This is a genomic window from Pseudoduganella flava (genome assembly GCF_007830495.1).
In the GTDB taxonomy this organism is placed as follows: domain Bacteria; phylum Pseudomonadota; class Gammaproteobacteria; order Burkholderiales; family Burkholderiaceae_D; genus Rugamonas; species Rugamonas flava.
Window position 1 is genome coordinate 223630 of sequence record NZ_VLKW01000007.1, and the last position, 26255, is coordinate 249884.

24 protein-coding genes are annotated in these 26255 nt (G+C 64.6%); 4 read left to right on the forward strand and 20 right to left on the reverse strand.

Annotation, left to right across the window (positions count from 1 at the left end; translation table 11 throughout):
- Window positions 1-15 precede the first annotated feature (15 nt).
- From IP92_RS18875 to IP92_RS18895, 5 genes are all read right to left on the reverse strand, one after another.
- Entirely contained in the window at window positions 16-1806 is a 1791-nt protein-coding gene (locus IP92_RS18875; protein WP_145877882.1) for an acyl-CoA dehydrogenase C-terminal domain-containing protein, read from the reverse strand.
- Between the two features lie 60 nt (window positions 1807-1866).
- Complete coding sequence (locus tag IP92_RS18880; RefSeq protein WP_145878158.1) at window positions 1867-2454, reverse strand: TetR/AcrR family transcriptional regulator; 588 nt, start codon at window positions 2452-2454, stop codon at window positions 1867-1869.
- 389 nt (window positions 2455-2843) lie between these two features.
- Window positions 2844-3224 carry an RNA-binding S4 domain-containing protein gene (locus IP92_RS18885; RefSeq protein ID WP_145877884.1) on the reverse strand — a complete coding sequence of 127 codons (381 nt, stop codon included), beginning with the start codon at window positions 3222-3224 and terminating at the stop codon, window positions 2844-2846.
- A gap of 9 nt (window positions 3225-3233) precedes the next feature.
- The gene (gene clsB, locus IP92_RS18890; protein WP_145877886.1) at window positions 3234-4403 is read right to left on the reverse strand and encodes a cardiolipin synthase ClsB; all 1170 of its coding nucleotides are present in this window, start codon (window positions 4401-4403) and stop codon (window positions 3234-3236) included.
- 4 nt (window positions 4404-4407) lie between these two features.
- Window positions 4408-5217: an endonuclease/exonuclease/phosphatase family protein gene (locus IP92_RS18895; RefSeq protein ID WP_145877888.1), complete on the reverse strand. Its 810-nt coding sequence runs from the start codon at window positions 5215-5217 to the stop codon at window positions 4408-4410.
- Between the two features lie 257 nt (window positions 5218-5474).
- Here IP92_RS18895 and IP92_RS18900 point away from each other — a divergent pair, with 257 nt between their 5' ends.
- On the forward strand, window positions 5475-6185 hold the full coding sequence (locus IP92_RS18900) for a hypothetical protein (protein WP_145877890.1): 711 nt from the start codon (window positions 5475-5477) through the stop codon (window positions 6183-6185).
- On the opposite strand, the gene nudB is transcribed toward IP92_RS18900, so the two are convergent.
- The 9 genes from nudB to ubiE form a co-directional block, all read right to left on the reverse strand.
- On the reverse strand, window positions 6182-6640 hold the full coding sequence (nudB, locus tag IP92_RS18905) for a dihydroneopterin triphosphate diphosphatase (RefSeq protein ID WP_145877892.1): 459 nt from the start codon (window positions 6638-6640) through the stop codon (window positions 6182-6184). The two genes, IP92_RS18900 and nudB, sit on opposite strands and share 4 nt — an antisense overlap.
- A gap of 168 nt (window positions 6641-6808) precedes the next feature.
- Window positions 6809-8614: an aspartate--tRNA ligase gene (gene aspS / locus IP92_RS18910; protein ID WP_199271796.1), complete on the reverse strand. Its 1806-nt coding sequence runs from the start codon at window positions 8612-8614 to the stop codon at window positions 6809-6811.
- A 43-nt stretch (window positions 8615-8657) separates the two neighbouring features.
- Complete coding sequence (locus IP92_RS18915; RefSeq protein ID WP_145878163.1) at window positions 8658-9245, reverse strand: DUF502 domain-containing protein; 588 nt, start codon at window positions 9243-9245, stop codon at window positions 8658-8660.
- Window positions 9246-9263: 18 nt separating this feature from the next.
- Complete coding sequence (locus tag IP92_RS18920) at window positions 9264-9551, reverse strand: FmdB family zinc ribbon protein (RefSeq protein WP_145877894.1); 288 nt, start codon at window positions 9549-9551, stop codon at window positions 9264-9266.
- Window positions 9552-9754: 203 nt separating this feature from the next.
- Window positions 9755-10372, reverse strand: coding sequence for a methyltransferase domain-containing protein (locus IP92_RS18925; protein WP_145877896.1), 618 nt, complete (start codon window positions 10370-10372; stop codon window positions 9755-9757).
- Entirely contained in the window at window positions 10373-11941 is a 1569-nt protein-coding gene (ubiB, locus tag IP92_RS18930; RefSeq protein WP_145877898.1) for a ubiquinone biosynthesis regulatory protein kinase UbiB, read from the reverse strand.
- Window positions 11942-11967: 26 nt separating this feature from the next.
- Window positions 11968-12594: a ubiquinone biosynthesis accessory factor UbiJ gene (locus IP92_RS18935; RefSeq protein ID WP_145877901.1), complete on the reverse strand. Its 627-nt coding sequence runs from the start codon at window positions 12592-12594 to the stop codon at window positions 11968-11970.
- Window positions 12595-12686: 92 nt separating this feature from the next.
- Window positions 12687-13655 carry a Tim44 domain-containing protein gene (locus IP92_RS18940; protein ID WP_145877904.1) on the reverse strand — a complete coding sequence of 323 codons (969 nt, stop codon included), beginning with the start codon at window positions 13653-13655 and terminating at the stop codon, window positions 12687-12689.
- A 22-nt stretch (window positions 13656-13677) separates the two neighbouring features.
- Window positions 13678-14412, reverse strand: coding sequence for a bifunctional demethylmenaquinone methyltransferase/2-methoxy-6-polyprenyl-1,4-benzoquinol methylase UbiE (gene ubiE / locus IP92_RS18945; protein WP_145877906.1), 735 nt, complete (start codon window positions 14410-14412; stop codon window positions 13678-13680).
- 220 nt (window positions 14413-14632) lie between these two features.
- On the opposite strand from ubiE, the gene IP92_RS18950 reads away from it, so the two are divergent.
- Window positions 14633-14887, forward strand: a complete 255-nt coding sequence (locus IP92_RS18950) for a hypothetical protein (protein ID WP_145877908.1) — start codon at window positions 14633-14635, stop codon at window positions 14885-14887.
- A gap of 260 nt (window positions 14888-15147) precedes the next feature.
- Complete coding sequence (locus IP92_RS18955) at window positions 15148-16128, forward strand: IS1595 family transposase (RefSeq protein ID WP_145877910.1); 981 nt, start codon at window positions 15148-15150, stop codon at window positions 16126-16128.
- A 106-nt stretch (window positions 16129-16234) separates the two neighbouring features.
- Here IP92_RS18955 and IP92_RS18960 read toward each other — a convergent pair whose 3' ends face one another.
- The 6 genes from IP92_RS18960 to IP92_RS18985 form a co-directional block, all read right to left on the reverse strand.
- Window positions 16235-17953 (reverse strand): methyl-accepting chemotaxis protein, encoded by a 1719-nt coding sequence (locus IP92_RS18960; RefSeq protein WP_145877912.1) that lies wholly within the window; start codon window positions 17951-17953, stop codon window positions 16235-16237.
- Between the two features lie 161 nt (window positions 17954-18114).
- Window positions 18115-18771, reverse strand: a complete 657-nt coding sequence (locus IP92_RS18965) for a hypothetical protein (RefSeq protein ID WP_145877913.1) — start codon at window positions 18769-18771, stop codon at window positions 18115-18117.
- Window positions 18772-18897: 126 nt separating this feature from the next.
- Window positions 18898-19323 carry a gamma-butyrobetaine hydroxylase family protein gene (locus IP92_RS18970; protein ID WP_199271795.1) on the reverse strand — a complete coding sequence of 142 codons (426 nt, stop codon included), beginning with the start codon at window positions 19321-19323 and terminating at the stop codon, window positions 18898-18900.
- Window positions 19316-19780, reverse strand: a complete 465-nt coding sequence (locus IP92_RS18975; protein ID WP_145877915.1) for an HIT family protein — start codon at window positions 19778-19780, stop codon at window positions 19316-19318. The genes IP92_RS18970 and IP92_RS18975 overlap by 8 nt, the downstream gene beginning before the upstream one ends.
- A 3-nt stretch (window positions 19781-19783) precedes the next feature.
- Entirely contained in the window at window positions 19784-23797 is a 4014-nt protein-coding gene (locus IP92_RS18980) for a DUF3683 domain-containing protein (RefSeq protein ID WP_145877917.1), read from the reverse strand.
- Window positions 23798-24038: 241 nt separating this feature from the next.
- The gene (locus IP92_RS18985) at window positions 24039-24533 is read right to left on the reverse strand and encodes a YqaA family protein (RefSeq protein WP_145877919.1); all 495 of its coding nucleotides are present in this window, start codon (window positions 24531-24533) and stop codon (window positions 24039-24041) included.
- Window positions 24534-24705: 172 nt separating this feature from the next.
- Between IP92_RS18985 and ilvA the strand changes: the two genes are divergently transcribed.
- Window positions 24706-26238: a threonine ammonia-lyase, biosynthetic gene (gene ilvA / locus IP92_RS18990; protein WP_145877922.1), complete on the forward strand. Its 1533-nt coding sequence runs from the start codon at window positions 24706-24708 to the stop codon at window positions 26236-26238.
- Window positions 26239-26255 lie beyond the last annotated feature (17 nt).

The window sequence follows — 26255 nt, forward strand, 5'->3', positions numbered from 1 at the left end:
TGGTCCTTTAATCTGTTAGAACAGGTCGACGTCCAGCGCCATCAGGTTCGCTGCGCCCGAGCGTGCCTGGCGGATCAGCATTGCCGTTTCCGGGTACAGGCGGGCGAAGTAGAAGCGCGCGGTCTGCAGCTTGGCTTCGTAGAAGCGGTCGCCCGAATCCTTCTTCTCCAGCGCGATCTTGGCCATCTGCGCGAAGAAGTACGAGAACACCAGGTGGCCGGCAACGCGCAGGTAAGGCACGGCGGCGGCGCCCACTTCGTCCTGGTTCTGGAAGGCCTTCATGCCGATTTCCATCGTCAGCTTCGTGACTTTCTCGCCCAGGTCGCCCAGCGGGGTGACGAATTCGGACATCGCTTCATCGGTGCCATGCTCTTCGACGAATGCGCGGATCTTCTCGCCGAACTTGCGCAGCTTGGAGCCGTTGTCCATCAGGATCTTGCGACCCAGGAGGTCCAGCGACTGCACGGTGTTCGTGCCTTCGTAGATCATGTTGATGCGCGCGTCGCGCACGAACTGCTCCATGCCCCACTCGGCGATGTAGCCGTGGCCGCCGTACACTTGCATCGCTTCGGACGTGGCGATCCAGCCGTTATCGGTGATGAAGGCCTTGACGATCGGGGTCAGCAGCGCGACTTCGTCGGCGCATTCCTTGCGCACGTCTTCGTCCGGGTGGTTCAGTTCGCGGTCGATCTGCAGTGCCACGTAGCTGGTCAGCGCGCGGGCGCCTTCGGCGAACGCTTTCGCGGTCAGCAGCATGCGGCGCACGTCAGGGTGCACGATGATCGGGTCGGCAGGCTTGTCCGGTGCCTTCACGCCGGACAGGGAGCGCATCTGCAGGCGGTCCTTGGCGTACACCAGCGCGTTCTGGTAGGCGACTTCGGTCAGGCCCAGCGACTGCATGCCCACGCCCAGGCGGGCGGCGTTCATGAACACGAACATCGCGTTCAGGCCCTTGTTCGGCTGGCCGATGATCCAGCCCTTCGCGCCGTCCAGGTTCATCTGGCAGGTCGAGTTACCGTGGATGCCCATCTTTTCTTCGATGGCGCCGCAGAAGATCGGGTTGCGCTCGCCGACGGTGCCGTCCTGGTTCGGCAGGAACTTCGGCACGAGGAACAGCGAGATGCCTTTCGAGCCTTCCGGTGCGTCCGGCACGCGGGCCAGCACCAGGTGCAGGATGTTCTCGGACATGTCATGCTCGCCGGCCGAGATGAAGATCTTGTTGCCGGTGATGGTCCAGGAACCGTCTTCGTTCGGGATCGCCTTCGTGCGCAGCAGGCCCAGGTCGGTGCCGCAGTGCGGTTCGGTCAGGCACATCGTGCCGGTCCATTCGCCGGAGACCAGCTTCGGCAGGTACAGGCGCTTCTGCTCGTCGGTGCCGTGTTCCTTCAGGCACTCGTAGGCGCCGTGCGACAGGCCCGGGTACATCGTCCATGCCTGGTTCGACGAGTTCAGCATCTCGTAGAACGAGTTGTTCAGCACCACCGGCAGGCCCTGGCCGCCGAATTCCGGATCGCACGCGAGCGCGGCCCAGCCGCCTTCGACGTACTGCTTGTACGCTTCCTTGAAGCCCTTCGGCGTCGTGACGGTCTTCGCCTCGGCGTCGTGGTGGCAGCCTTCGCGGTCGCCGGAGTGGTTCAGCGGGAACAGCACTTCGGACGTGAACTTCGCACCTTCTTCCAGCACGGCGTTGATGATGTCCGCGTCGGTCTCGGCGTGGGCCGGCAGTTCCTTGAGCTGCTCTTCGACCTTCAGCAATTCATGCAGCACGAAGTGCATATCCCGGATTGGCGCGACGTATTGACCCATGTTTATCTCCTGCGACTAAAGGCTAAGTGTGATTGTTGCCGGACCTTGTGGGCCCGGATGCTAAGACTGATAGTTTTCGATCAGGCGGTTGAAGCCCACCGTGGCACGCTCGACGGCGCCGGGGATGCGCAGGAAGCGGGCGTCGTGATGGACGGCCAGGATCAGGCCATACATCTCGTACACCAGCTGTTGCGCGTCCGTGTCCGCCTTCAGGTGACCGCATTCGATCGCCTGCTTGGCCGCCCGCAGCAACGCGCCCTGCCATGCCCCCACCATCGCCACCAGCTCCTCGCGGATCGGGCCCGGCCGGTCGTCATACTCGACCGCGCCGCTGATGTAGATGCAGCCGGACGCGATCTCGATCGACACGCGCTTGACCCAGTGCGCGAACATCGCCTTCAGGCGAGGCAGGCCGCGCGGTTCCTTGATGCTGGGATAGAACACTTCCTGCTCGAAACGGCGGTGGTAAAGCTTCAGTACTTCCAGCTGTAAATCTTCACGCGAACCAAAGTGGGCAAACACGCCCGATTTGCTCATGTTCATCCGGTCCGCCAACAGGCCGATGGTCAGGCCTTCCAGCCCGTCTCGGCTGGCAAGGTCCAATGCCACGTCCAGGATGGCAGCGCGGGTCATCTCGCCCTTGCGCATGAATTTTGTCGAGGTATTGATGGCTAAGGTACTCACTTTGGGCTTCCGACTTCAGGAGAAAAAGGAACTTTATTCTCCCTCGACGGGTATGCTTCGTGTGAAAAAAATTACGAACGCTCGTACTATTATCCAGGGCTGGATAAATGTCAAACGGAGTTGTTAGAGTCGGCGTTCTATTTTGATGCGGGCGTTGCGCTCGCGTGTTGACAGCCGTTTTTAAACCCAACGGCAGAGGCCGGGGTCAGGGAGGAGCGATGGCTTGCAAGCCATCGCCGCTTTGCCGGCAAGGAGCTTTGCTCCTTGAAACCCCGGCAAAGCCCCCGCGGGTCGGACCCCAGGGTTTGCTTCTGGGGTGAAAGCGCGCGCTTCCAGCCCTTTTCATTCCAGAGTTATTCCCCGTGATCGATCCGCTCCCGCACCCGCCGGTCGCGCTTCGTCGGCCGGCCCTTGAAGTCCGCGGCCGGCTCGTGGAACAGGCGCCGGCGTTCCGATTCCTTGGCGCGGCGGGCCAGCGATTCCTCGCTTTCCTCATACAGCGTGCGGGCGATCGGCGCGCCCTGGCGCTGGTCCGACAGACCGACCACCAGCACGTCCCACTCGTCGGAGCCGTTGTCGATGTAGAGCTTCTCGCCCAGCTTCACGAGCCGCGCCGGTTTCACCCGGTCGCCGCCGATCTTCACTTTACCATTGTCGATCGCCGCGATCGCGAGGTTGCGGGTCTTGAAGAAGCGGGCCGCCCACAGCCATTTGTCGATCCTGACGTTATCCATGCGTGTCCATCAAGCGTATTTCCCTACTGCAAAAATGCGCATCAGCGTCCGGTAGACCACGTACGCGATCTCGTAGCCGATGCGGCGGAAGCGGCCGATGTGCTGGTACTCGTGTTCGTGCACCTCGATGCCGTCCGCGATCGCCTGCTCGATCTCCCGGCGCAGGCTCCTCGCGAAGGCGGCGTCCTTGATCACGACGTTCGCTTCCTGGTTCAAAAAAAGGCTCAACCCATCCACGTTGGAGGATCCGACCGTCGCCCATTCGTCGTCGATCACGGCCACCTTCGCGTGGAGCTGGGTCTTGTGATATTCCACCAGGCGCACGCCGGATGCAAGCAGCTTGGGGTAGAACGAGTGCGCCACGGCGTCCTGCAGCCAGTGTTCGCCCACGCCGATCAAGAGGATCACCTCGACGCCGCGCTGGGCTGTCTGCGACAACGCGCGGCGGAACTTGCGGCCCGGCGCGAAGTACGGATTTGCCAGCAGCACGCTTTTCTTCGCGCGCCCGAGCGCCTGCAGGTAAGCCTTTTGAATCGTATGTCGGTTGCGGAAGTTGTCGCGCACGACGAAGCCGGCCTGTACCGTCGTCGCGTTCTCGACGGCCGCCTTGTTGGCCTGCCGCATCTCGTTGTACAGGCCGATCCGCTCCGTCAGCGGCATCTTGCCCAGCCGCCGCCACTGCGCGACGGCCTCTCGGTGGATGTTCGCCACCAGCGGCCCCCTGACCGCCACGGCGAAGTCCCAGCGCGGCGCGGACAGCGCGATATTGTGGTCGTAGTCGCAGAACATGTCGTCGTTGATGTTGATGCCGCCAACGAAGGCGATGCACCGGTCCACGACGCAGATCTTGCGGTGGGTGCGGGCAATGCCGCGCTTGAACCACGGATTGAAGATACGGTGCTCGACCCCGGCGGCGAGCAATTGCGCATGCATCCGCTTCACGCGGCCGGCACCGGTGCCGAACCAGTCCGTGATCATGCGCACCGTAACGCCCCTCTCCGCCGCCCGCATCAGCGCGTCCAGCACGGCATGGCCCGTGTCGTCGTCCGCGAAGATATACGTCTCGAAATACACGTCATACTGCGCGGCATCGATCGCTTCCATCAGGTCGGGGAAGAATTCGGTGCCACAGTGCAGGAGTTTGACTTCGTTATCGGCGATAAAATCGACGGGACGCATGACACTAGGAGAGTTTCAAAGTAGCCACCAGCGGCGCATGGTCCGATAGCTTGGCCCACATCGGGCCATGCAGGACCTCCGCTGATTCTACCTTGAAGCCACGGACATAGATGCGATCGAGGCGGAAGAAGGGCAAGGCGGATGGGAAGGTGCGGGCCGGACGGATCGATGCCTGCCTCCGCGCCAGGGTACGGACCAGGTCGCCCAGGCTGGAGCCGGAACCGACCTCGTCGAAGACCTCGACCACTCCCAACGCCTTGCGCAGTTTGGCGCTCAGAGTATTGCGCCAGTCGTTGAAATCGCCGGCGATGATCACCGGCTCATTGTTCGGTGCGGACGAATTGACGGCCTCGATCAATGCCTCCGCCTGCCGCACGCGGCTGCGTTCGAACAGGCCCAGGTGGATCACGTAGCAGTGGATGGTTCCCTGCGGCGTCTCGACGATCGAGTGCAGGATGCCGCGTGCCTCGTACGCATGATCGGACACATCCGTATTCGTCCATTTCGCGATGGGGAAGCGCGACAGCAGCGCATTGCCATGGTGCCCATGGTCGTATTGCGCGTTCAGCCCGTACACGGACTGGTGCGACTCCCCCGCGAAGAATTCGTGCTGGCTGCTTTGCGGCCAGTGGCGGTGGCCATGGTGCTCCTCGCCAAAGCGGGCGGCGATGCGGTCATGCTGGCCCTGCACTTCCTGCAAGAAGATCAGATCTGCATCAAAGGCCGAGATGGCCTGCTTGAGCGCGACGACCCGCGGTTTGCTGCGGTAGTTCACGCCCTTGTGGATGTTGTAGGTGGCGACTTTGATCTTCATGAAACCCATTCTAGCGCCAACCGGGCTCTTTCTTCATTGGCAATCGTGCGCAGGGGACACGATTGACAGCATGCCGAGCAAAGCCAACCAGTGTAATCCTGCCCACCCCGCCGGCCTGCGGCGCGCACGCAACAGTGTGTGCGGCGCACGATTGGAACACGCGCACAACGGCTGAGTTATCCCCTACATTGGGGTTAATAAAAATATATTAACGATTTCTATTGCACTTGGAGCATTGACGAGCGGGGAGGCTCATCATGGCACGCATCACAGCAATCGGGAGACTGCTCTCACCGGCCGGCGCACTGCTGGCCTGCGCCGCCGCCGCGGCAACCCTGGCCGCCACCGCCACGGCATCGCCGCTGCTGCTGGACTGGAGCCCGGCCGCGCTGGGCGCCGCGGCACAGGGCAATGAATACCGCAACATCCGCACGTCGCAGCATTTCGCCGAGAACGTCTCGTTCGCCACCGACAGTTTTGTCGACGGCATCGACATCTACTCGTCCGGGCGCTTCGGCGGGCTCGGCACGCCCGTCGCGATCACCATCTGGGCGGACCGCAATGGCCGCCCCGGCGACGTGGTGGGCCAGTTCGGCTCGGCCGTGTCGACGATCGACGACGCGGGCGCCAGCGCGGGCAACGTGCGCAAGCATGCCGACTTCGACGGCTTCACGATGTTGGCCGGCACGATCTACTGGATCGGCATGGCGGGCCGCACCGTGGAACTGGCGCAGACGGCCCTGCTGGCCGTCGACGGCGGCGATGGGCGGATGGCCCAGTTCAGCAACCACGGCGGTTATGGCGGCTCATCGGTCGTCGGCGACATGGCGTTCCGGCTGTACGGCACGCAGGGCAGCCCGGCCGTCATCGAACTGCCGGAACCGGGCAGCCTGCCGCTGGCCGGCGTGGCCGGCGTGGCGCTGCTGATGGCGCAGTTCCGGCGCCAGCGCCGGCCCCGCCCGCGCTAGCGACCCAGCATCCGCGGCAGCTGCAGGATCGCTTCCGCGTTCGACGGCGAAAAGCACTTGTCGGCCGCTTCGAGCCACGGCAGCCACACGTGCGCCGTATGCTCGCGCGGCGACAGCATGATGGGCACGTCGCGCGGTACTTCCACGCTGAACACGTGCTCCGTGTTGTGCGTGACGCCGGGCGCGTAGCGGTGCCGCCAGACGGGGTAGATCTCGTAGACGTTGGACAGGTGCCAGTCGCGCAGCGCGATGCGCTCGCCATCGGCGACGATGCCGGTTTCCTCGAACAGCTCGCGCGTGGCCGTCGTCAGCAGCGGCTCGTCGACGGCATCGAGCGAGCCCGTCACCGACTGCCAGTAGCCGGCCTTGTCGGCGCGCTCGATCAGCAGCACGTCCAGGTTGGACGTGTGGATGACGACCAGGACGGATTCGGGGATTTTGTGGGGTTTGTCCATACGTAATGGGCCGCCGGCGTGCGCTTACCCCAACGGCGGAGAGCCGGGGTCAGACCCGTCGGGTCTGACCCCAGGGTTTGCACTTGGGGTTGCATCGAATCATCCGGCTCGCCAACAAAAAAACGAACCAAGAAAAAAGGGCGCTTGCCGCGCCCTTCTCGCTACCGCTTAGCCAGCCACCTTCGGCTCGGCCGCACGCAGGCGGATGTGCAGCTCGCGCAGCTGCTTCTCGTCCACTTCCGACGGCGCGTGCGTCAGCAGGTCCTGCGCGCGCTGCGTCTTCGGGAACGCGATCACGTCGCGGATCGAGTCCGACTTCGTCATCAGCGTCACGATGCGGTCCAGGCCGAATGCCAGGCCGCCGTGCGGCGGCGCGCCGTATTGCAGCGCGTCCAGCAGGAAGCCGAACTTCAGGCGTGCTTCCTCGGCACCGATCTTCAGCGCGCGGAACACCTTCGACTGCACGTCCTCGCGGTGGATACGGATCGAGCCGCCGCCCAGTTCCCAGCCGTTCAGGACCATGTCGTACGCCTTGGCGATGCAGGCGCCCGGGTTCGTTTCCAGCATGTCTTCGTGGCCGTCCTTCGGTGCCGTGAACGGGTGGTGCGTCGCGGTCCAGCGGTCGTCTTCCTCGTCGTACTCGAACATCGGGAAGTCGATGACCCACAGCGGTGCCCAAACGTCGTCGAACAGGCCGTTCTTCTTGCCGAACTCGGAGTGGCCGATCTTCACGCGCAGCGCGCCGATCGCGTCGTTGACAACCTTCGCCTTGTCAGCGCCGAAGAAGATCAGGTCGCCGTCCTGGGCACCGGTGCGCTCCAGGATCGTGTTCAGCACGTCGTCGGAAAGGTTCTTCACGATCGGCGACTGCAGGCCTTCGCGGCCCTTGGCCTTCTCATTGACCTTGATGTAGGCGAGACCCTTGGCGCCGTAGATGGCGACGAACTGGGTGTACGCATCGATTTCCGAACGCGGCATGTCGGCGCCCTTCGGTACGCGCAGGCCGACCACGCGGCCGTTCGGCATGTTCGCGGCGCCCGAGAACACCTTGAACTCGACGTCCTTCATCACGTCCGTCAGTTCGGTGAACCGCAGCTTGACGCGCATGTCCGGCTTGTCCGAGCCGTACAGGCCCATCGCTTCGGCGAAGTCCATCACCGGGAACGGGTTCGGCAGGTCGATCTCCAGCGTGTTCTTGAAGACCTTGCGGATCATGTCCTCGAACAGGTCACGGATTTCCTGCTCGTTCAGGAACGACGTCTCGCAGTCGATCTGCGTGAATTCCGGCTGGCGGTCGGCGCGCAGGTCTTCGTCGCGGAAGCACTTGGTGATCTGGTAGTAGCGGTCGAAGTTCGCCACCATCAGGAGCTGCTTGAACAGCTGCGGCGACTGGGGCAGCGCGAAGAACTGGCCGGCGTTCACACGCGACGGCACCAGGTAGTCGCGCGCGCCTTCCGGCGTGGACTTGGTCAGGGTCGGCGTCTCGATGTCGATGAAGCCCAGCGCGTCGAGGTACTTGCGCACTTCCATCGTCACCTTGTAGCGCAGGCGCAGGTTGTTCTGCATCTGCGGGCGGCGCAGGTCCAGCACGCGGTGCGTCAGGCGGGTGGTTTCGGACAGGTTGTCGTCGTCCAGCTGGAACGGCACGGCCACGGACGGGTTCAGCACTTCGAGCTGCGAGCAGACAACTTCGATCTTGCCCGACTTCAGGTTGTTGTTGATGGTGCCGGCCAGGCGATCCTTGACGACGCCGGTCACGCGCAGGCAGTACTCGTTACGGACGGACTCGGCCGTTTTGAACACGTCCGCCTGCTCCGGATTGCAGACGATCTGCACCAGGCCTTCGCGGTCGCGCAGGTCGATGAAGATCACGCCGCCGTGGTCGCGGCGACGGTGCACCCAGCCGCACAGGCTGACGGTTTGGCCCAGCAGCGCTTCGGTGGTGAGCCCGCAGTAGTGAGTACGCATAGACATGATTTTATTTCTCGTTCAGGTTGAATTGAGCTGTGACGCGGGTTCATTCGGGGGCAACGACGCCCATCGACACAATGTATTTCAGGGCGGCGTCGACGGTCATGTCGAGCTCCACCACGTTTTCGCGCGCCATCATCAGGAAGAAGCCGGAAGTCGGGTTCGGCGTCGTCGGCACGTACACGCTCACATAGTCTCCCACCAGGTGGTTTTTCACGTCGCCACCGGGCACGCCGGTCAGGAAGGCGATCGTGTACGACTGGGCGTGCGGGTACGGAATCAGCACGGCCTTGCGGAAGGCGTTGCCGGACGACGAGAACAGCGTGTCCGACACCTGCTTCACGCTGCCGTACAGCGAGCTGACGACGGGGATACGGTGCAGCAGCTTTTCCCACAGCCGCACGATGTAGTTGCCGATCAGGTTGTTGGCCAGCAGGCCGACGACGAACACGATGACGATGGTGAGGATGGCGCCGAACCCGGGGATGTCGAAGCCGATCAGCGTATGCGGCTGCCAGCGTTCGGGAACGAACAGCAGCGACTGGTCCAGCGTGCTGATGATGATGTTCAGTACCCAGGCCGTGATCGCCAGCGGCACCAGGATCAGCAGACCCGTCAGGAAGTACTTTCGTATCGTGTTCATCGGCGCCCGTTACTTCGAATCGCCGGACGTCGACGTCGGCGTGGGAGTGCTCGGCGCGGCCGCCGGCGCATCGGCCTTCGCGCCAGCCGCGGACACGCCGGTGGCAGGCGCGTTGCCGCCCCTGAAGTCGGTCACATACCAGCCGGTGCCTTTCAGCTGGAAGCCGGCAGCGGTCAGTTGCTTCTTGAAGGTGGACTTGCCGCAGGATGGGCAATCCGTGAGCTGCGGGTCCGAGACCTTTTGCAGCACATCCTTGGCAAAGCCACAGTCCTCGCAGCGGTAAGCGTAGATAGGCATGGGTTACTCCGCAAAAAACATCAAAAACCCTGAATTATAAAGCGTTTTTGCGGGGACCAAGGGATTTTGGGATAACAGAAGTCAACATCTGCACGCAGGCCGGCGGCCCATGCAGAACCCTAATGCAAACCCTGGGGTCAGACCCGGCGGGTCTGACCCCGGCAGTCGCCTCGGGTTCAAACGCTTTTGCTGGCTCTTCAGCGTTATTTCCGCCGCCACTCCATCCACCGCTCGCCGCCCTTGAACACGGGCAGCGAGTCCGTCACGGCTTCGTCCGCCTCGCGGGTGAAGTATGGCGCCAGCAGCGTTTCCAGGCGCTCGCGCTCGATGGGGAACGGCGGGCCCTTTTCGCCGCTGCCGAGGAAGAAGTAGCCGGCCAGCAGGCCGCCGGGCGACAGCAATGCAGCCCAGCGCTCGGCAACGCGCGGCCACAGGTCCGGCGGCAGCGCACACAGGAAGGCGCGCTCGTAGATCACGGTGAGCGGCTTGGGCGGTGCGTACGTGAAGAAGTCGGCTTCCACGATCCGCTCCGGCCAGCGCTTGACGACCTTCCGGGCCCGCGCCACCGCGACCGGGGCGAAGTCGATCGCCGTCGCGTCCCAGCCCGCTTCGCACATCAGGTCGAGCTCGTAGGCGGAGCCGGCGCCCGGCACCAGCGCGACCGGGGACACCACGGTCGCGTCCGCGGCGGCATCGTGGGCGGCCACGAGGCGGCGCAGGCGCTCCGGAATGCCGCCCTTGTCCCACGGCGTGAAATGCTGGGTGAAGCGCTCGTCCCAGAAGGCCGGGGTCTGTGGATCGCGGTGTTCGAATTCGGGCATTTACATCACTCCGCGCCAACGCAGGTAAGCCTGGAAGCCGACGGCTCCGGCCACGAACGCGCCGACAAAAAACACAAAGAAGGACAGCAGCCGGTTCGTGCGGCGCTGTTCCTCGGCCAGCTGCCGCAGCAGCTCGTTGGTACTCGGGTCGCGCTCGCCCATCGCGATCAATGCCTGATGCGTCAGGCGCGGCAGTTGCGGCAAGATGTGCGAATAGCGCGGCGCTTCCGCCTTCAGCCGCTCCACCAGCCCGCGCCAGCCGACCTGCTCGGACACCCAGCGCTCCAGGTGCGGCTTGGCCGTCTTCCACAGGTCCAGGTCCGGGTCGAGCACGCGGCCCATGCCTTCGATGTTCAGCAGCGTCTTCTGCAGCAGCACCAGCTGGGGTTGCACCTCGACGTTGAAGCGGCGCGACGTCTGGAACAAGCGTAGCAAAATCTGGCCGAACGAGATGTCTTTCAGCGGCCGGTCGAAGATCGGCTCGCAGCAGGCGCGCACGGCCGATTCCAGCTCGTCCACGCGGGTGTTCTTCGGCGCCCAGCCCGACTCGATGTGCGCCTCGGCCACCCGCTTGTAGTCGCGCCGGAAGAACGCGAGGAAGTTCTGCGACAGGTAATCCTTGTCGTAGTCGTTCAGCGTGCCGACGATGCCGAAATCGAGCGCGATATAGCGGCCGAACGTGGCGGGATCGATCGACACGAGGATATTCCCCGGATGCATGTCCGCATGGAAGAAGCCGTCGCGGAACACTTGCGTGAAGAAGATCTCGACGCCGTCGCTGCCCAGCTTTTTCAGGTCCACGCCGGCCTCGACAAGCCGGTCGATGTGCGACACGGGAATGCCGTGCATCCGCTCCATCGTGATGACGCTGGGCGAACAATAGTCCCAGTACATTTCCGGCACCAGCAGCAAGTTCGAATCGGCGAAGTTGCGGCGCAGTTGCGCGGCGTTCGCGGCTTCGCGCATCAGGTCCAGCTCGTCGTGCAGGTACTTGTCGAACTCGTACACGACTTCCTTCATCTTCAGCCGGTGCGCGTCCTTCCACAGCCGGTTGATGAAATCCGCGGCCAGGTTCATCAGGGCCACGTCTTCGTCGATCAGCTTTTTCATGCCGGGGCGCAGCACCTTGACGGCCACCTGGGTGCCGTCCGGCAGCGCCGCGAAGTGCACCTGCGCGATCGACGCTGACGCCACAGGCACGCGCTCGAAGCGGGCGAACAGCTGGTCAGGATGGGCGCCCAGCGAGCGCTCGATCTGGGCGATCGCCAGCTCGGAATCAAACGGCGGCACGCGGTCCTGCAGCTTCGACAGCTCGGCCACGATGTCCGGCGGCATCAGGTCGCTGCGTGTCGACAGCACCTGCCCCAGCTTGACGAAGATCGGCCCCAGCTCTTCCAGCGCCAAGCGCAGGCGGATCGCGCGGGGCGTCGAGATATCGCGCCAGAAGAAGGCGGTATCGAGGAAGCGGTTGATGCCCGGCTTGTCGAAGCCGGAAATCGCGATTTCGTCGAGGCCATATTTGACCAGCACGCGCAGGATTTTAAGCAGACGAAGGAATTTCAGGATCATCGAGTTTTTCGTGTTGAGCGTCCGCTTCAGGCGGCGGGGCCGCTGTGTTGCTTGAATTTTTGTTCGAGACGCTCCAGGCGCTTGGCGAAGCGTTCCACGTCGTCGCGCAGGCGCGTCACGTCGCCGGCGAACGCCTCGGTCGTGACGGGGCGCACCAGCAGGGGATTCTCTTCCAGGAAGTACTCGGCCACGTTCTCCGACAGCTTGCGGTGCCCGTCCTTGAGCGACTGCAGCACCGACTTCGCGCCCGCCACCAGGCGCACGGCGGCGACCGGACCCATCACCTTCTCCAGGTCGTGCTCGGCTTCCCAGCGCAGCGACTGCGACAGCCGCGAGATCGCATTGGCGAATTCCGCGTCGCCTTCGATCTGCACATAGGAAAACGCCCGCTCGCGGTTCTGCGCGATCAGCGGCAGGTCCGACAGCTTCAGGCGGATCGTCACCGCGGCGGCCTGTTCGGCGCCGGCCGCCTCGACCATGCCGTCGGCAGCGACGCGCAGGCGCAGCTCGGCCGGCGACGCATCGATGCGGGCCACCTTGCCCGCATACTGCTTCAGCTCGGCCCGCGCCCAGGGCTCCTGCGCCAGCAGGTGGTTGATCGTGGCAGCCGCCGGCAGCGACAGCGTCGGCAGCGTGGAAGGAAATGGGAACATATTGTGTGGAGGCGAAAAAAACAAAACCGCCCAGAAAACCCGGGCGGTCTCGATCTTACCAGTTTGCAGGGGATTAACCCTGCACACGCGGTTTAAGCAAGTTGCTGAATGCCGCCAAGAAGCCAGCCGGCGTTGCCGTTGACGGGTTTGACGAGGTTCCACACCTCGTTGAACGGCTCCGGCAGCGCATCCGCCGCTGGCTTGATGCGGCCGGTGAACTGCACGGACGCCAGGTAGTCGGTGCCGTTGTTCTCGATGCCCAGCAGTTCGGCATCGATGTGCACGACGTCCGTGTAGTCGGCCTTGCCGGCGCGCTCCTGGATCTGCATCTTCAGCTCGGCAAACACTTCGGGCGTCGTGAATTCGCGGATGTCGCTGACGTCGCCCTTGTCCCAGGCGGCCTGCAGGCGGATGAAGTTGCTCTTCGCGTGGCGCAGGAACGCTTCGCTGTCGAAGTCGGCCGGCACGCCCCACGGTTGGTGCGGCGCAGCGGCGGCCGGCTGCTCGCTACCGCCCATCACGGGCTGCAGCGGCGGCAGGTTGGTCGGCTGCTGCAGCCGCGAGCCGATTTCCGGCGTCGAGCTGCCGCCTTGCGGCGCGCCGTAGCTGTCGTTATTGCCGAAGCCGCCCGAATACGCGTTCACGGGCTTCGGTACCGGCATTTGCGACTTGCCCTTGATCAGGCGGAAGATGAAGTACACGGCGCCGGCGATCAGTGCGAACGTCAGCAGCGTACCGATGGCGCTGGCCATCGCGCCGCCCAGGCCGAAGTGCGACAGCAGTGCGCCCAGGCCCAGGCCCAGCAGCGCGCCGCCCAGGATGCCCTTCCACGGGCTCGGGCGGGGTGCCGGCGCGGGCGTCGGCGCCGGCTGTGCGGCCGGGCGCGTGGCCTGCTGTTGCGGCGTGGCCGTCGGCGCGGGACGCGGGGCCATCCGGCTCACGCTCTGCGACTGCCGTCCGAACGACTTTCCGCCACCCATCGGGCGCGCGGCCAGTTCCGCCGTCATCGAGAGGGCGGCCAGCGCCAGCGTGGCGCCGACCAGGAGTTTTTTCAGTTTCATGGGAGAGTCCTAGCGTTGAGTTCTACAGTTTGATACCGGTGTGCAAAGCGGCCACACCCGCCGTCAGGTTGTAATACTGGACCCGCTCCAGTCCCGCCGCCTGCATCATCGTCTTCAGCGTTTCCTGGTCCGGATGCATGCGGATCGATTCCGCCAGATAGCGGTAGCTTTCCGAGTCGTTCGCGATCTTCTTGCCCAGCCATGGCAGCACCGAGAACGAATACACGTCATACGGTTTTTGCAACGGCTCGGCCACCTTCGAGAATTCCAGCACGAGCAGCTTGCCGCCCGGTTTCAGCACCCGCCGCATCTCGGCCAGCGCCGCGTCCTTGTGCGTCATGTTGCGCAGGCCGAACGCCACGCTGACGCGGTCGAAATAATTGTCCGGGAACGGCAGCTTCTCCGCATCGCACAACAACGTGGGGGTCACGAGGCCCTTGTTCAAGAGACGGTCGCGCCCAACGCGCAGCATCGATTCGTTGATGTCGGTAAGCCAGACCTCGCCCGTCGGCCCCGCCTGCTTCGCGAACGCCTTGGCCAGGTCGCCCGTGCCGCCGGCGATGTCCAGCACCTTCATGCCGGGACGCACCGCCGCGTTGGCGATCGTGAACGCCTTCCAGATCCGGTGCAGGCCGCCGGACATCAGGTCGTTCATCACGTCGTACTTGGCGGCGACGGAATGGAAGACCTTGGCAACTTCCTTAACTTTCTCGTCCTCGTTGACGGTTTTGTAACCGAAGTGGGTGGTGTTGGTCATTAGTAAATGCGCGATGGGCGGGTTGATCTGCGGGCATTATACAAGCGTCATTCCGACAGGGGCGCCGCAGCGGACTTGCTTGTCTAATTCGCAATTTCCAACACTTTTTCAAAATCGTGTCAACCGCCTTTCGTAAGGCTGCGTTAAGCGAGCAGGCCGGTATGTAAAACCGTGCAAATGTTCAAGTAACTCAGTAATAGTTCCGCTACGGAGGAAGACCATGCAGCAGCTCCAACATCAACTCCCCAAGGATATTTATTTCCCGGAGATCGATGAGGCAACGCGCGAGATGATCGATGCGACGGACGCGCAAGCGCGCCGCGCGCAAGGCGACAAGCCGCCCGCACCGATGAGCTTTAACGCAGAAGCGATCCGTACGCTGCCGCCGGCCGCCCGCGCCGCTTTCCGCTACATCTGGGAACGCGAGCAGCGCCGCTACGAAGAATTCGTGCTGCGCCACCGGATGGCCAACTGACGGCGTTTCTCGCCCTCTGCCGGGCAGGCTGCGTCCGCGGCCGCCCCGACTCCCCCCTGTCCTTCCAGCAAGCCGAGCAGTGCGCCGCGTCAGCCGACGCCGTGCCTCTTCGGCGTTTGCGCTCGTGATCCGCACTACCCTTCGCCGCGCCTGACGCGCGCTGCCGCGTCCCCAACAGACGAAAAAAAGGGCGCTGTCACCCGAGCTGATGGAACCATTCGGCTCATCCGTTGTCATACCAACAGACAACGGGAGAAGCGATGGAGACCAAACGCTATGCAAAGGCCTGCGCACACGTCCGCAGTTGGCTGCCCGCACTGACCGATGCGCAACGCGCGGGCTTGCGGGCGTTGCTCGACAACTGCGCGGCGCTGGCGCAATGCCTGCAACTGATCGCCCAGCTGCGGCCTGTCACGTGCTGCCCCCACTGCGGGGATGCGCGGCTGTACCGGCACGGCATCGTCAGCGGGTTGCAACGCTACCGCTGTCGGGAATGCCAGCGCAGCTTCAACGCGCTGACCAACACGCCGCTGGCATTCCTGCGCCGGCGCGACGCCTGGCTGCCGTATTTGCAAAGCATGCTCGACTCGCGCACTGTGCGCGCCGCCGCCACCGGCACTGGCATCCACCGCAACACGAGTTTTCGCTGGCGCCACCGGTTCCTGACGGAGGCGCGCAATGACCGGCCCGAGGAGCTGAAACACATCGTCGAGGCGGACGAGACTTATTTGCTCGAATCGCAGAAAGGCTCGCGCCATCTGACCCGGCCGGCACGCCGGCGGGGCGGTGTGGCGCACTCGCGCGGCATTACGAACGAACACGACTGCCTACTCGTGGCGCGCCAGCGCGGCGGCGGCACCTGCGACTGGGTGGCAGGGCGCGGCCAGATCACGACAGCGAAATTGCAGCGTTGGTTGCGGCCGGCGCTGGCATCTTCCGCCGTGCTGGTCTCCGATGGTGCGGCGGCGTATCACAGCTTCGCCGCCGCCACCGGAATCCGCCACGAGGCGGTCAACGTTCGGGCCGGCATCCGGGTGCGTGGTATCTATCATGTGCAAGGCGTGAATGCCTACCACAGCCGGCTGCACCAGTGGCTACGGACCTTCCGGGGCGTGGCCAGCCGCTACCTGGTCAACTACCTCGGCTGGCGTTACGCGCTCGATGGCGGCAGCATCGCAACGCCAGCCGTGTTGCTGGCCGCGGCGCTGGGCATCAGGACGGTGCCGGCCGTCCCGCCGTGAACTAGTCCGCAAATCAACCGAGCAACCGAGGCCATCCATAAGCTCGGGTGACAGCGCCAAAAAAAGGGGAGCGCCAGGCTCCCCTCGTGATTCATCGCTGAGCGGATCAGAACTCTTCCCACTCGTCCGCTGCAGGTGCCTTCGCGGGCGCCGCACGCTGAGTGCGCGTCACGGCCGGCTTCGCGGCGGCGCGCTGCACGACAGCGGGCGCACGCGTGGCGGATGCTGCCGGCTTGACCGCGACCGGTGCCGCGGCACGGACGCCGGCCGTATCGCCCGACAGCTTGAACGCGCTGACGGCGCGCAGCAGCGCATCCGTCTCGTCCTTCATGGATTGCGTCGTCGCCGCCGCTTCCTCGACGAGGGCAGCATTGCGCTGCGTGACTTCGTCCATCTGCGCGATCGACTGGTTCACCTGGGCGATGCCGTCGCTCTGTTCGCGGCTTGCCTCGGCGATGTCGACGACGATGCCCGTCACGCGCTCGACGCTGGTGACCATCTCGTTCATCGCCTGGGCGGCCTGCTCGGCCAGCATGCTGCCGGAGCCGACCTTGTTGACGGAATCGTCGATCAGCGCCTTGATCTCTTTCGCCGCCGCGGCGCTGCGCTGTGCCAGCGTGCGCACTTCGGACGCCACCACGGCGAAGCCGCGGCCCTGCTCGCCCGCACGGGCCGCTTCGACGGCCGCGTTCAACGCGAGGATGTTGGTCTGGAACGCGATGCCATCGATGACGCCGATGATGTCGACGACCTTGCGCGACGAGGCGTCGATCGCCGTCATCGTCTCGGCCATCTGGCCCATCACGGCACCGCCCGCGGCGGCCTTGGTCGACGTCGCTTCGACCAGTTCCTTCGCCTGCAGCGTGTTCTCCGCGGTGGTCTGCACCGTGCTGGTCAGCTCTTCCATCGTGGCCGCCGTCTGCTGCAGCGAGCTGGCCTGGCTTTCGGTGCGCGACGACAGGTCCAGGTTACCGGTGGCGACTTCGTTGGCCGCCGTGCCGATCGCCTGCGCGCCATTGCGCACGTTCGACACCATTTCGATCAGGCTTTGCTGCATCTTCGCGATGCCGCGCATCAGGCGGCCGATTTCATTGTCGCCCTGCGCATCGACGCGGGCGGTCAGGTCACCATGGGCGACGCCGTCGAGCAGCTCCACGGCCCGCTCCAGCGGTGCGATGACGAGGCTGCGCAGGAAGAAGTGCATGCCGACAACCAGCGCCAGCGCGGCCACCAGGCCGATGCCGACGAGCCACAGCACGAGCCGGTATTCGCTGTTACGCTCGGCCATCAGCGCCTCGCCGTGCTCGCTGTTCTGCTTCTGGAACTTTTCCAGCTGCGACGAGAACTTCGCCCCTTCCGGTGCCAGCTTGCGGCTGCTAATCGCGGCAAAGGCCGCCGTATCCTGCTTCGCCAGCGCCGCTGCCGCCTCGTCGACGGAGGCGATCACGGGACGGACCGAGTCGATCAGGTCCTTGCGCAGCTGAACATCGCTGCCCGGCGACGGCGCGGCCGCGGCGAACGCGTCGAGCGCCTTGCGGATACGGTCCTGGTATTTCTGCACGTTTTGCATCGCGTCGCCCGTGGACGGGCCCTGCGCGCCATCCTTGAGCTCCGAATAGGCGCGATTGAGGCTGGTGCGGGCGCGGGTCGTATCCTTGTACACCTCGTTGATCGCCTGGGTCTCGAGCGCGATGTCCTGCACCAGCGACAGCGCTTCGTTGGAACGTTTGATCATGAACACACCGAGCGCGGCGCCGATGGCGATCATGGCGGCGAACAGGCACAGCGAAGCCATCAGGGTGAGGCGGACGGAAAGTTTAGGCATGGGTTCTTCCTGCAAACGGAAAGTCACGGACTCGCTATTGTCCTGCCGCAATACGGCGCGCACAATAAGTAACTGACGGTTGAGTATCCTCAAAGCAACAGATTATTGTCTTATGAATCTCGACTGACGACATCGTCAATGCCATTCAGGCACGCCGAGGCTCATTTCGGGGCAAACGCCCAGCGCACCTGCACGTTCAACTGGTGCTCGCCCTTGCCGCCCATCGTGCCGCCGGCCGGCACCTTCAGCACCGTGCGCTGGACGCCGCCGCGCGCCGCGCCCTGCAACTGCGCCACGGCCCACTTCCATGCCTGCTGGTCGATCAGCACTTCCGATCGGGACGCGTAGACGACCCGCCCCGCTTCCGTGTTGACGACGTGGCCGTCGATACGCGGCAGCGCCAGGCGCGCAGACAGCTTGCCGGCGCGGTCGATCGTGACGGTACCCCTGCACATCGTGGAGACCTGCAGCGCATCGCCTTTCACGCGCGCGGTTGTGCGCCCCGCGAACTGGCGCATCTCGCCGCCGTCCACGAACAGGCCGGCGACGCTGTCGTCGATCGTCGCGGCGAACTCGCCGTTGCAGGCATTGGTGGGGGAATAGTGGATGGCGTCGCCGGCGCTGGACGCCAGCAGCGTGAACGCCATGTGCACGGACTGCGCGGTGACGTATGTCGCGTGATCGGGGCCCGCGCGGCTCTGGCCCGGCCCGTCGATCAGCACGTCGACCGTCAGGCGGCCGTAACGCTCGCCTGCGCAGACGGCGGTGCTGAACGCCGCGGCAGACAGTGCGGCGACCGCCAGGCGGGCAGGAAACATCGGAACCTCACGAACAAAAAGCCGTGACGTTACACGTTACCAACTATCAAGTCTGTAGAGAAATTGTCGCCGCGATTTATTGCCCGGAAAATGGGGCCTGTCCCCATTTTTCAGGCAACGGTCTGGCTAGTGGCGGTGGCCGCAGCCGCCGTGGTGGTGGTGGTCCTGCGCACCGTGCAGCTTGGCACCCGGTTCGCGGCCCGTGTCGCCGAAGAAGCCGGCGGCATGCAGGCGGCCGATGTAGTCGTGCCAGCGGGCGTCGAGGTTCGCACCGAGTTCGTACAGGTACTGCCACGTGTACAGGCCCGATGCGTGGCCGTCCGTGAAGATGGGCTTCAGCGCGTATTGGCCGACCGGTTCGAGGTCCGTGATGCCGACGTCGCGCTTGCCGACCTGCAGCGTCTCCTGGCCGGGGCCATGGCCCTGCACTTCGGCGGACGGCGAATACACGCGCAACAGCTCATAAGGAATGTTGAACGACGCGCCGTCGTCGAAGGCGATCTCCAGGGTGCGCGATTTGTTGTGCAGCGTGATGGCGGTAGGATTAGCCATGATGTGATTCTTCCAGACGTTCTTTGATCGTGCGATGCAGCTCGGGCAGCAGCGCGGTGCGTACGGCGACGGCCGCCGCATCACTGTTTGTGTCGATGCTGCGCTGGCGCGCGCCCCAGGTAGGGTTCGGGAAATGCATGTCGTCCGCATAGCGGGGGATCACGTGCCAGTGCACGTGCGGCGTCATGTTGCCGAAGCTGGCGACATTGACCTTGTGCGGCGCCAGCACGTCGCGCTGCGCCTGTTCGACGGCCCATACGGCGCGCATCACGCGCTCGCGTTCATGCGGCGCCAGGTCCGTCATCTCCTTCACGTGCGCGTTCCATACGACGCGCGTGAAGCCGGGGTAGCCCGGTTCGTCGACGGCGACGACGGTGAGCGCGTCGTCGGCCCAGATGACGACACCCTCAGGGGGTGCCGCCAGCAGCTTGCACAGGTCGCAGGCAGCTTTTTCCATGGCTTACACCAGCACCCGCTCGATGCCGCCGTCGTTGGCGCGCTTCACGTAATCCGGCAGCCAGTTCTCGCCCAGCAGGTGCTTGGCGATTTCCACGACGATGTAGTCGGCCGTCGTGCCGGAGTCCTCGTTGTAGCGCGACAGGCCCTGCAGGCAGGACGGGCAGCTCGTCAGGATCTTGACGTTGCCGTCGAAGCCGTCGGCGCGCAGCTTGTCCGAACCCTTGACCATCTCCTCCTCCTTGCGGAAGCGCACCTGCGTGGAGATGTCCGGCCGCGTGACGGCCAGGGTGCCCGACTCGCCGCAGCAGCGGTCGTTCTTCTCGATCTTGACGCTGTCATGCGTCTGGACCAGCGCGTTCACCGTCTTGACCGGATCCTGCAGCTTCATCGGCGTGTGGCACGGGTCGTGGTACATGTAGCGCGTGCCCGTCACGCCTTCCAGTTTGACGCCCTTCTCCAGCAGGTATTCATGGATGTCCATGATGCGGCAACCAGGGAAGATCTTCTCGAACTCGTACGTGGCCAGCTGGTCGTAGCAGGTACCGCACGACACGAGCACCGTCTTGATGTCCAGGTAGTTCAGCGTGTTGGCCATCCGGTGGAAGAGGACGCGGTTATCCGTCATCATCTTCTCGGCCTTCTCGTAGTCGCCCGAGCCGCGCTGCGGATAGCCGCAGCACAGGTAGCCCGGCGGCAGCACCGTCTGCACGCCCACTTCCCACAGCATGGCCTGGGTGGCGAGACCGACTTGCGAGAACAGCCGCTCCGAGCCGCAGCCCGGGAAGTAGAACACCGCTTCCGTGTTGGCGTTGGTCTTCTGCGGATCGCGGATGATCGGGATCATCTTGTTGTCCTCGATGTCCAGCAGCGCACGCGCGGACTTCTTCGGCAGGTTCCCCGGCATCTTCTTGTTGACGAAGTGGATCACCTGCTCGCGGATCGGCGCCTTGCCCGTCGTCGGCGGCGGTGCCTTGGTCTGCTGGCGCGCCACCTTCTTGAACACTTCGTTGCCGAGGCGCTGGGCCTTGTAGCCCCAGCCGATCATCGACGAGCGCACGGCATTGATCGTGCCCGGATCGGTCGCGTTCAGGAAGAACATCGACGCCGCCTTGCCCGGGTTGAACGAGCGCTTGTCCATCTTGCGCAGCAGGTTCCGCATGTTCATCGACACGTCGCCGAAGTCGATGTTCACGGGGCACGGCGTCACGCACTTGTGGCATACGGTGCAGTGATCGGCCACGTCCTCGAACTCTTCCCAGTGGCGGATCGAGATGCCGCGGCGGGTCTGCTCTTCGTACAGGAACGCTTCGATCAGCGACGACGTCGCGAGGATCTTGTCGCGCGGCGAGTACAGCATGTTCGCGCGCGGCACGTGCGTCGAGCACACCGGCTTGCACTTGCCGCAGCGCAGGCAGTCCTTGACGCTGTTGGCGATCTCGCCGATGTCGCTTTGCTGCATGATCAGCGACTCGTGGCCCATCAGCCCGAAGGACGGCGTGTACGCGTTCGACAGGTCCGCTTCCATGCCCGGCAAGTTCAGGAGCTTGCCCTTGTTGAAGCGGCCTTCCGGATCGACGCGCTGCTTGTACTTGCGGAAGTCCCCGATCTCGTCCTCGGTCAGGAACTCCAGCTTCGTGATGCCGATGCCGTGCTCGCCCGAGATCACGCCGTTCAGCGAGCGGGCCAGCCGCATGATGCGCGCGACGGCCTTGTGCGCGTCCTGCAGCATCTCATAATGGTCCGAGTTCACCGGCAGGTTCGTGTGCACGTTGCCGTCGCCGGCGTGCATGTGCAGCGCCACGAACACGCGGCCGCGCAGGATGCGCTTGTGGATCGCCTGGGCCTCGTCGAGGATCAGCTTGAACGCGGCGCCGTTGAAGATCTGGCGCAGCGGGGCGCGCAGTTCCTGCTTCCAGCTGACGCGCACGGTGCGGTCCTGCACGATGTCGAACAGCGTTGCCTGCGGCTGGCGGCCGAGACGCTCGGCAAACGCCAGGTCGAGCTCACCGAGCCCCAGGCCCGCCAGGTCGACGCGCACGTCGGCCAGCGGCTTGTCCAGGTTCGCCAGCAGGAAGGTCCAGCGCTCCTGCACCTGCTCGATCAGCGCCAGCGCCTGTTGCGGGCGGTCGCCCAGCATCTCCGCATCGCCCACCTTGTCGTCGGTGGCGTCGTCGCTCTTGCCGATCGGGAGGTTGCCCGCCTCGACGTACTCGCGCAGCGCCTGCGCCAGTTGCAGCTTGTTCTTGATCGACAGCTCGATGTTGATGCGCTCGATGCCGTCCGTGTATTCGCCCATCCGGTTCAACGGAATGACGACGTCCTCGTTGATCTTGAACGCGTTGGTGTGCTTCGCGATCGCGGCGGTGCGGGCGCGGTCCAGCCAGAATTTCTTGCGGGCTTCCGGGCTGACGGCGACGAAGCCTTCGCCGACGCGGGTGTTCGCCAGGCGCACCACTTCGGAGGCGGCCATCGCGACGGCATCCTCGTCGTCGCCGACGATGTCGCCGAACAGCGCCATCTTCGGCAGCACGCCGCGCTTCGACTTGGTGGCGTAGCCGACGGCGCGCAGGTAGCGCTCATCCAGGTGTTCCAGGCCGGCGAGGCGCAGCGTTTCGAACTGCGGGCCCTGCTTCGGCAAGCCGTCCAGGTAGTCCTTGATCTCGACGATCGACGGAATCGCATCGCGCGCCTGGCCGAAGAATTCGAGGCACACGGTGCGCGTGTGCTTCGGCATCTTGTGCAGGATCCAGCGCGCCGACGTGATCAGGCCATCGCAGCCTTCCTTCTGCACGCCCGGCAGGCCGGCGAGGAATTTGTCGGTGACGTCCTTGCCCAGGCCTTCCTTGCGGAACTTGCGGCCTTCGATCTCCAGGATCTCCGTCTTGAACGGCGTGCCCTTCGCTTCGCCCTTCGCGTTCGGGTGCGTCCATTCGAGCTTGAAGCGAGCCAGCGGCGTATCGTGGATCTTCGACAGGTTGTGGTCCAGGCGCGTGACGTCGAGCCAGTCGCCGTTCGGGTCGACCATGCGCCACGATGCCAGGTTGTCCAGCGCGGTGCCCCACAACACGGCCTTCTTGCCGCCCGCGTTCATCGCGATGTTCCCGCCGATGCAGGATGCGTGCGCGGAGGTGGGATCGACGGCGAACACGAAGCCGGCCTTCTCGGCCGCGCCGGAGACCTGGTTCGTGATGACGCCCGCTTCGGTGAAGATCGTCGCGTACTCGCGGTCCACGCCCGGCAGCACCTTCATTTCGACAGGGCCGATGCCCAGCAGCTTTTCCGTGTTGATGACGGCCGACAGCGGCGACAGCGGAATCGCGCCGCCCGTGTAGCCGGTGCCGCCGCCGCGCGGGATGATCGTCAGGCCCAGTTCGATGCAGCCTTTCACGAGGCCGGCGATCTCGTCTTCCGTATCGGGCGTCAGCACGACGAACGGATACTCGACGCGCCAGTCGGTGGCGTCGGTCACGTGCGTGATGCGCTTCATGCCGTCGAAGCGGATGTTGTGCTTCGTCGTGTAGCGGCCCAGCACCTTGACGGCGCGCTTGCGCAGGTCGTACATCTGGCGGAACTCTTCGCCGAAGTCGGCCACGGCCTTGTTGGCGGCGGCCAGCAGCTTCTCGACGTTGGCGCGGCGCTTTGCCGCCACCTCGCCGGATTCGTCCGCATCGACGGCGAGCCGGCGCTTGTCGACTTCGGACAGGCGGTGATGCAGCGCGTCGATCAGTGCCTGGCGGCGCTTCGGATTGTCCAGCAGGTCGTCCTGCAGGTACGGGTTGCGGCGCACCACCCAGATATCGCCCAGCACCTCGTACAGCATGCGCGCGGAGCGGCCCGTCTGGCGGGCGCCGCGCAGCTCGTCCAGCAGCTGCCACGCCTCCGAGCCCAGCAGGCGGATGACGATCTCGCGGTCGGAGAACGACGTGTAGTTGTACGGAATTTCACGGACACGGGTCGGCGCATGGCCGTCGGGCGTCTCGGCAAGCAGGGCCTGGATTTGTGCTGGGGCGTTCATTGTGCGGGGAAACAGAAGACACCAAGAGGGTCCATTCTAGCGTATTGCGGCGCACAACGCCCCAGAGCCCCTGATTTTTGCCAGGTTCCGTTAACGTCAACCAATGAAATATCATTCGGCCGCCGCCGGGTTTGCGCTCTCGGCCGTACGGCCGATTCAGCCAAAACAACGCAAAAATTGCGCGCATTCCGCGAAGGCAAAATAAAGTGTGACTATTCAACCACGGGTTTGGGGCGGCGGATCAGCCGCCAAGCGCATGGGCCAGCGAGCGCCAGAAGCCGTCCGGCACGTACAGCAGCGCCGCCGTCATCGTCAGGTAGCGGGCGAACTTGCCGATCGCCATATAGCCGATCGCGGGCCAGAACGGCAGCTTCAGCCAGCCCCCCAATGTGCACAGCGGGTCGCCGATGGCAGGCACCCACGACAGCAGCATCGTCTTCGCGCCGTAATGCGACAGCCACGCGAACCAGCGGCTGGAGCGCTCCTTCGCAAAGGCTTCCTTCGCGTAGTACCCCATCCAGTAATCGACGGCGCCGCCCAGCGTATTGCCGCAGGTGGCGACCAGGATGGCGGGCCAGAACATGTCTTCGTTTGCCTTGCAGACGGCGAAGACGGCGGGCTCGGAGCCGAGCGGAACGAGGGTCGCGGAGACGAAACTGATGATGAAGACCGACGTCAGCCCCACTTCCGGCGCCGCCAGGAAGGCGAGCAGCCAGGCTATTGCAGATTCGATCATCGAAGATTTGGCGGGTGGCTTGAGCTTCCCATTATAATGAAGCGACCCTGACGCATCCCGCACGAATGAACGGCCGCGCCCACCCCGCGCCACCTGCCCTCCTTCGCGCATCTCCGCGGTTACCACCGTCGATCAACCACCCGCCGCCCTGGCCCCACTTTGCTTGACGACCATGACTATCGACTACCTGAAGAAGATCCTGACCGCGCGCGTCTACGACGTCGCCCGTGAAACGCCGCTGGAGCTGGCGCCGACCTTGTCGGCCCGCTATGAGAACCGAATTTACTTCAAGCGCGAGGACATTCAGGACGTATTCAGCTTCAAGATTCGCGGCGCCTACAACAAGATGGCGCACCTGACGGATGCGCAGCGCAAGCGCGGCGTCATCTGCGCTTCGGCCGGCAATCACGCGCAAGGCGTGGCGCTGTCCGCGGCCCGCATGGGCTGCCGCGCCGTCATCGTGATGCCGACGACGACGCCGCTGCTGAAGATCGAAGCGGTGAAGGCGCGCGGCGGCGACAGCGTGGAAGTGGTGCTGCATGGCGAGTCGTACACGGATGCCTACAACCACGCGCTGACCCTGGAGAAGGAACAGAAGCTGACGTTCGTGCATCCGTTCGACGACCCGGACGTCATCGCCGGCCAGGGTACGATCGGCATGGAGATCCTGCGCCAGCATGCGGCGCCGATCCATGCGATCTTCGTGTCGATCGGCGGCGGCGGCCTGATCTCGGGCGTGGCGGCGTACGTGAAGCAGATCCGCCCGGACATCCGCGTGATCGGCGTGCAGACGATGGATTCGGACGCGATGGCGCGCAGCCTGAAGGCGGGCGAACGCGTGACGTTGCCGGACGTGGGCCTGTTCGCCGACGGCACCGCCGTGCGCCTGGTCGGCGAGGAAACGTTCCGCCTGGTGCAGCAGTACGTGGACGAGGTGATCATCGTCGACACGGATGCGCTCTGCGCGGCGATCAAGGACGTGTTCACTGACACCCGCTCGATCCTCGAACCTTCGGGCGCGCTGGCCATTGCCGGTGCCAAGGCCTACATCGAGCGCGCGGCACTGACGAAGAACCCGGTGCGCAACGAGTCGCTGATCGCCATCGCTTCCGGCGCCAACATGAACTTCGACCGGCTGCGCTTCGTGGCCGAGCGCGCCGAGCTGGGCGAATTCCGCGAAGCCGTCTTTGCCGTCACGATGGCCGAGCAGCGCGGCAGCTTCAAGCGCTTCTGCTCGCTGATCGGGCCGCGCAACGTCACCGAGTTCAACTACCGGATCAGCGACAAGGAGCAGGCCCACGTGTTCGTCGGCGTGCAGATCGCCGACCGCGGCGAGTCGAACGCGCTGGCGCGGCGCTTCGAGGAACACGACTTCAAGACGCTGGAACTGACACACGACGAACTGGCCAAGACGCACCTGCGCCACCTCGTCGGCGGCAAGAGCACGCTGGCGAAGGACGAGCTGTTGTACCGCTTCGAATTCCCCGAGCGCCCGGGCGCGCTGATGCGCTTCCTGGACAGCATGGCGCCGAACTGGAACATCTCGCTGTGCCACTACCGCTCGCAAGGCGGCGACGTGGGCCGCATCCTGATCGGCCTGCAGGTGCCGCCGGAAGAGATGGAAGCCTTTGCCCGCTTCCTCGCCACGCTGGGGTATCGCTACTGGGACGAGACGCAGAATCCCGTCTACAAGCTGTTCCTGTAACCCCTGGTGTCAGACAC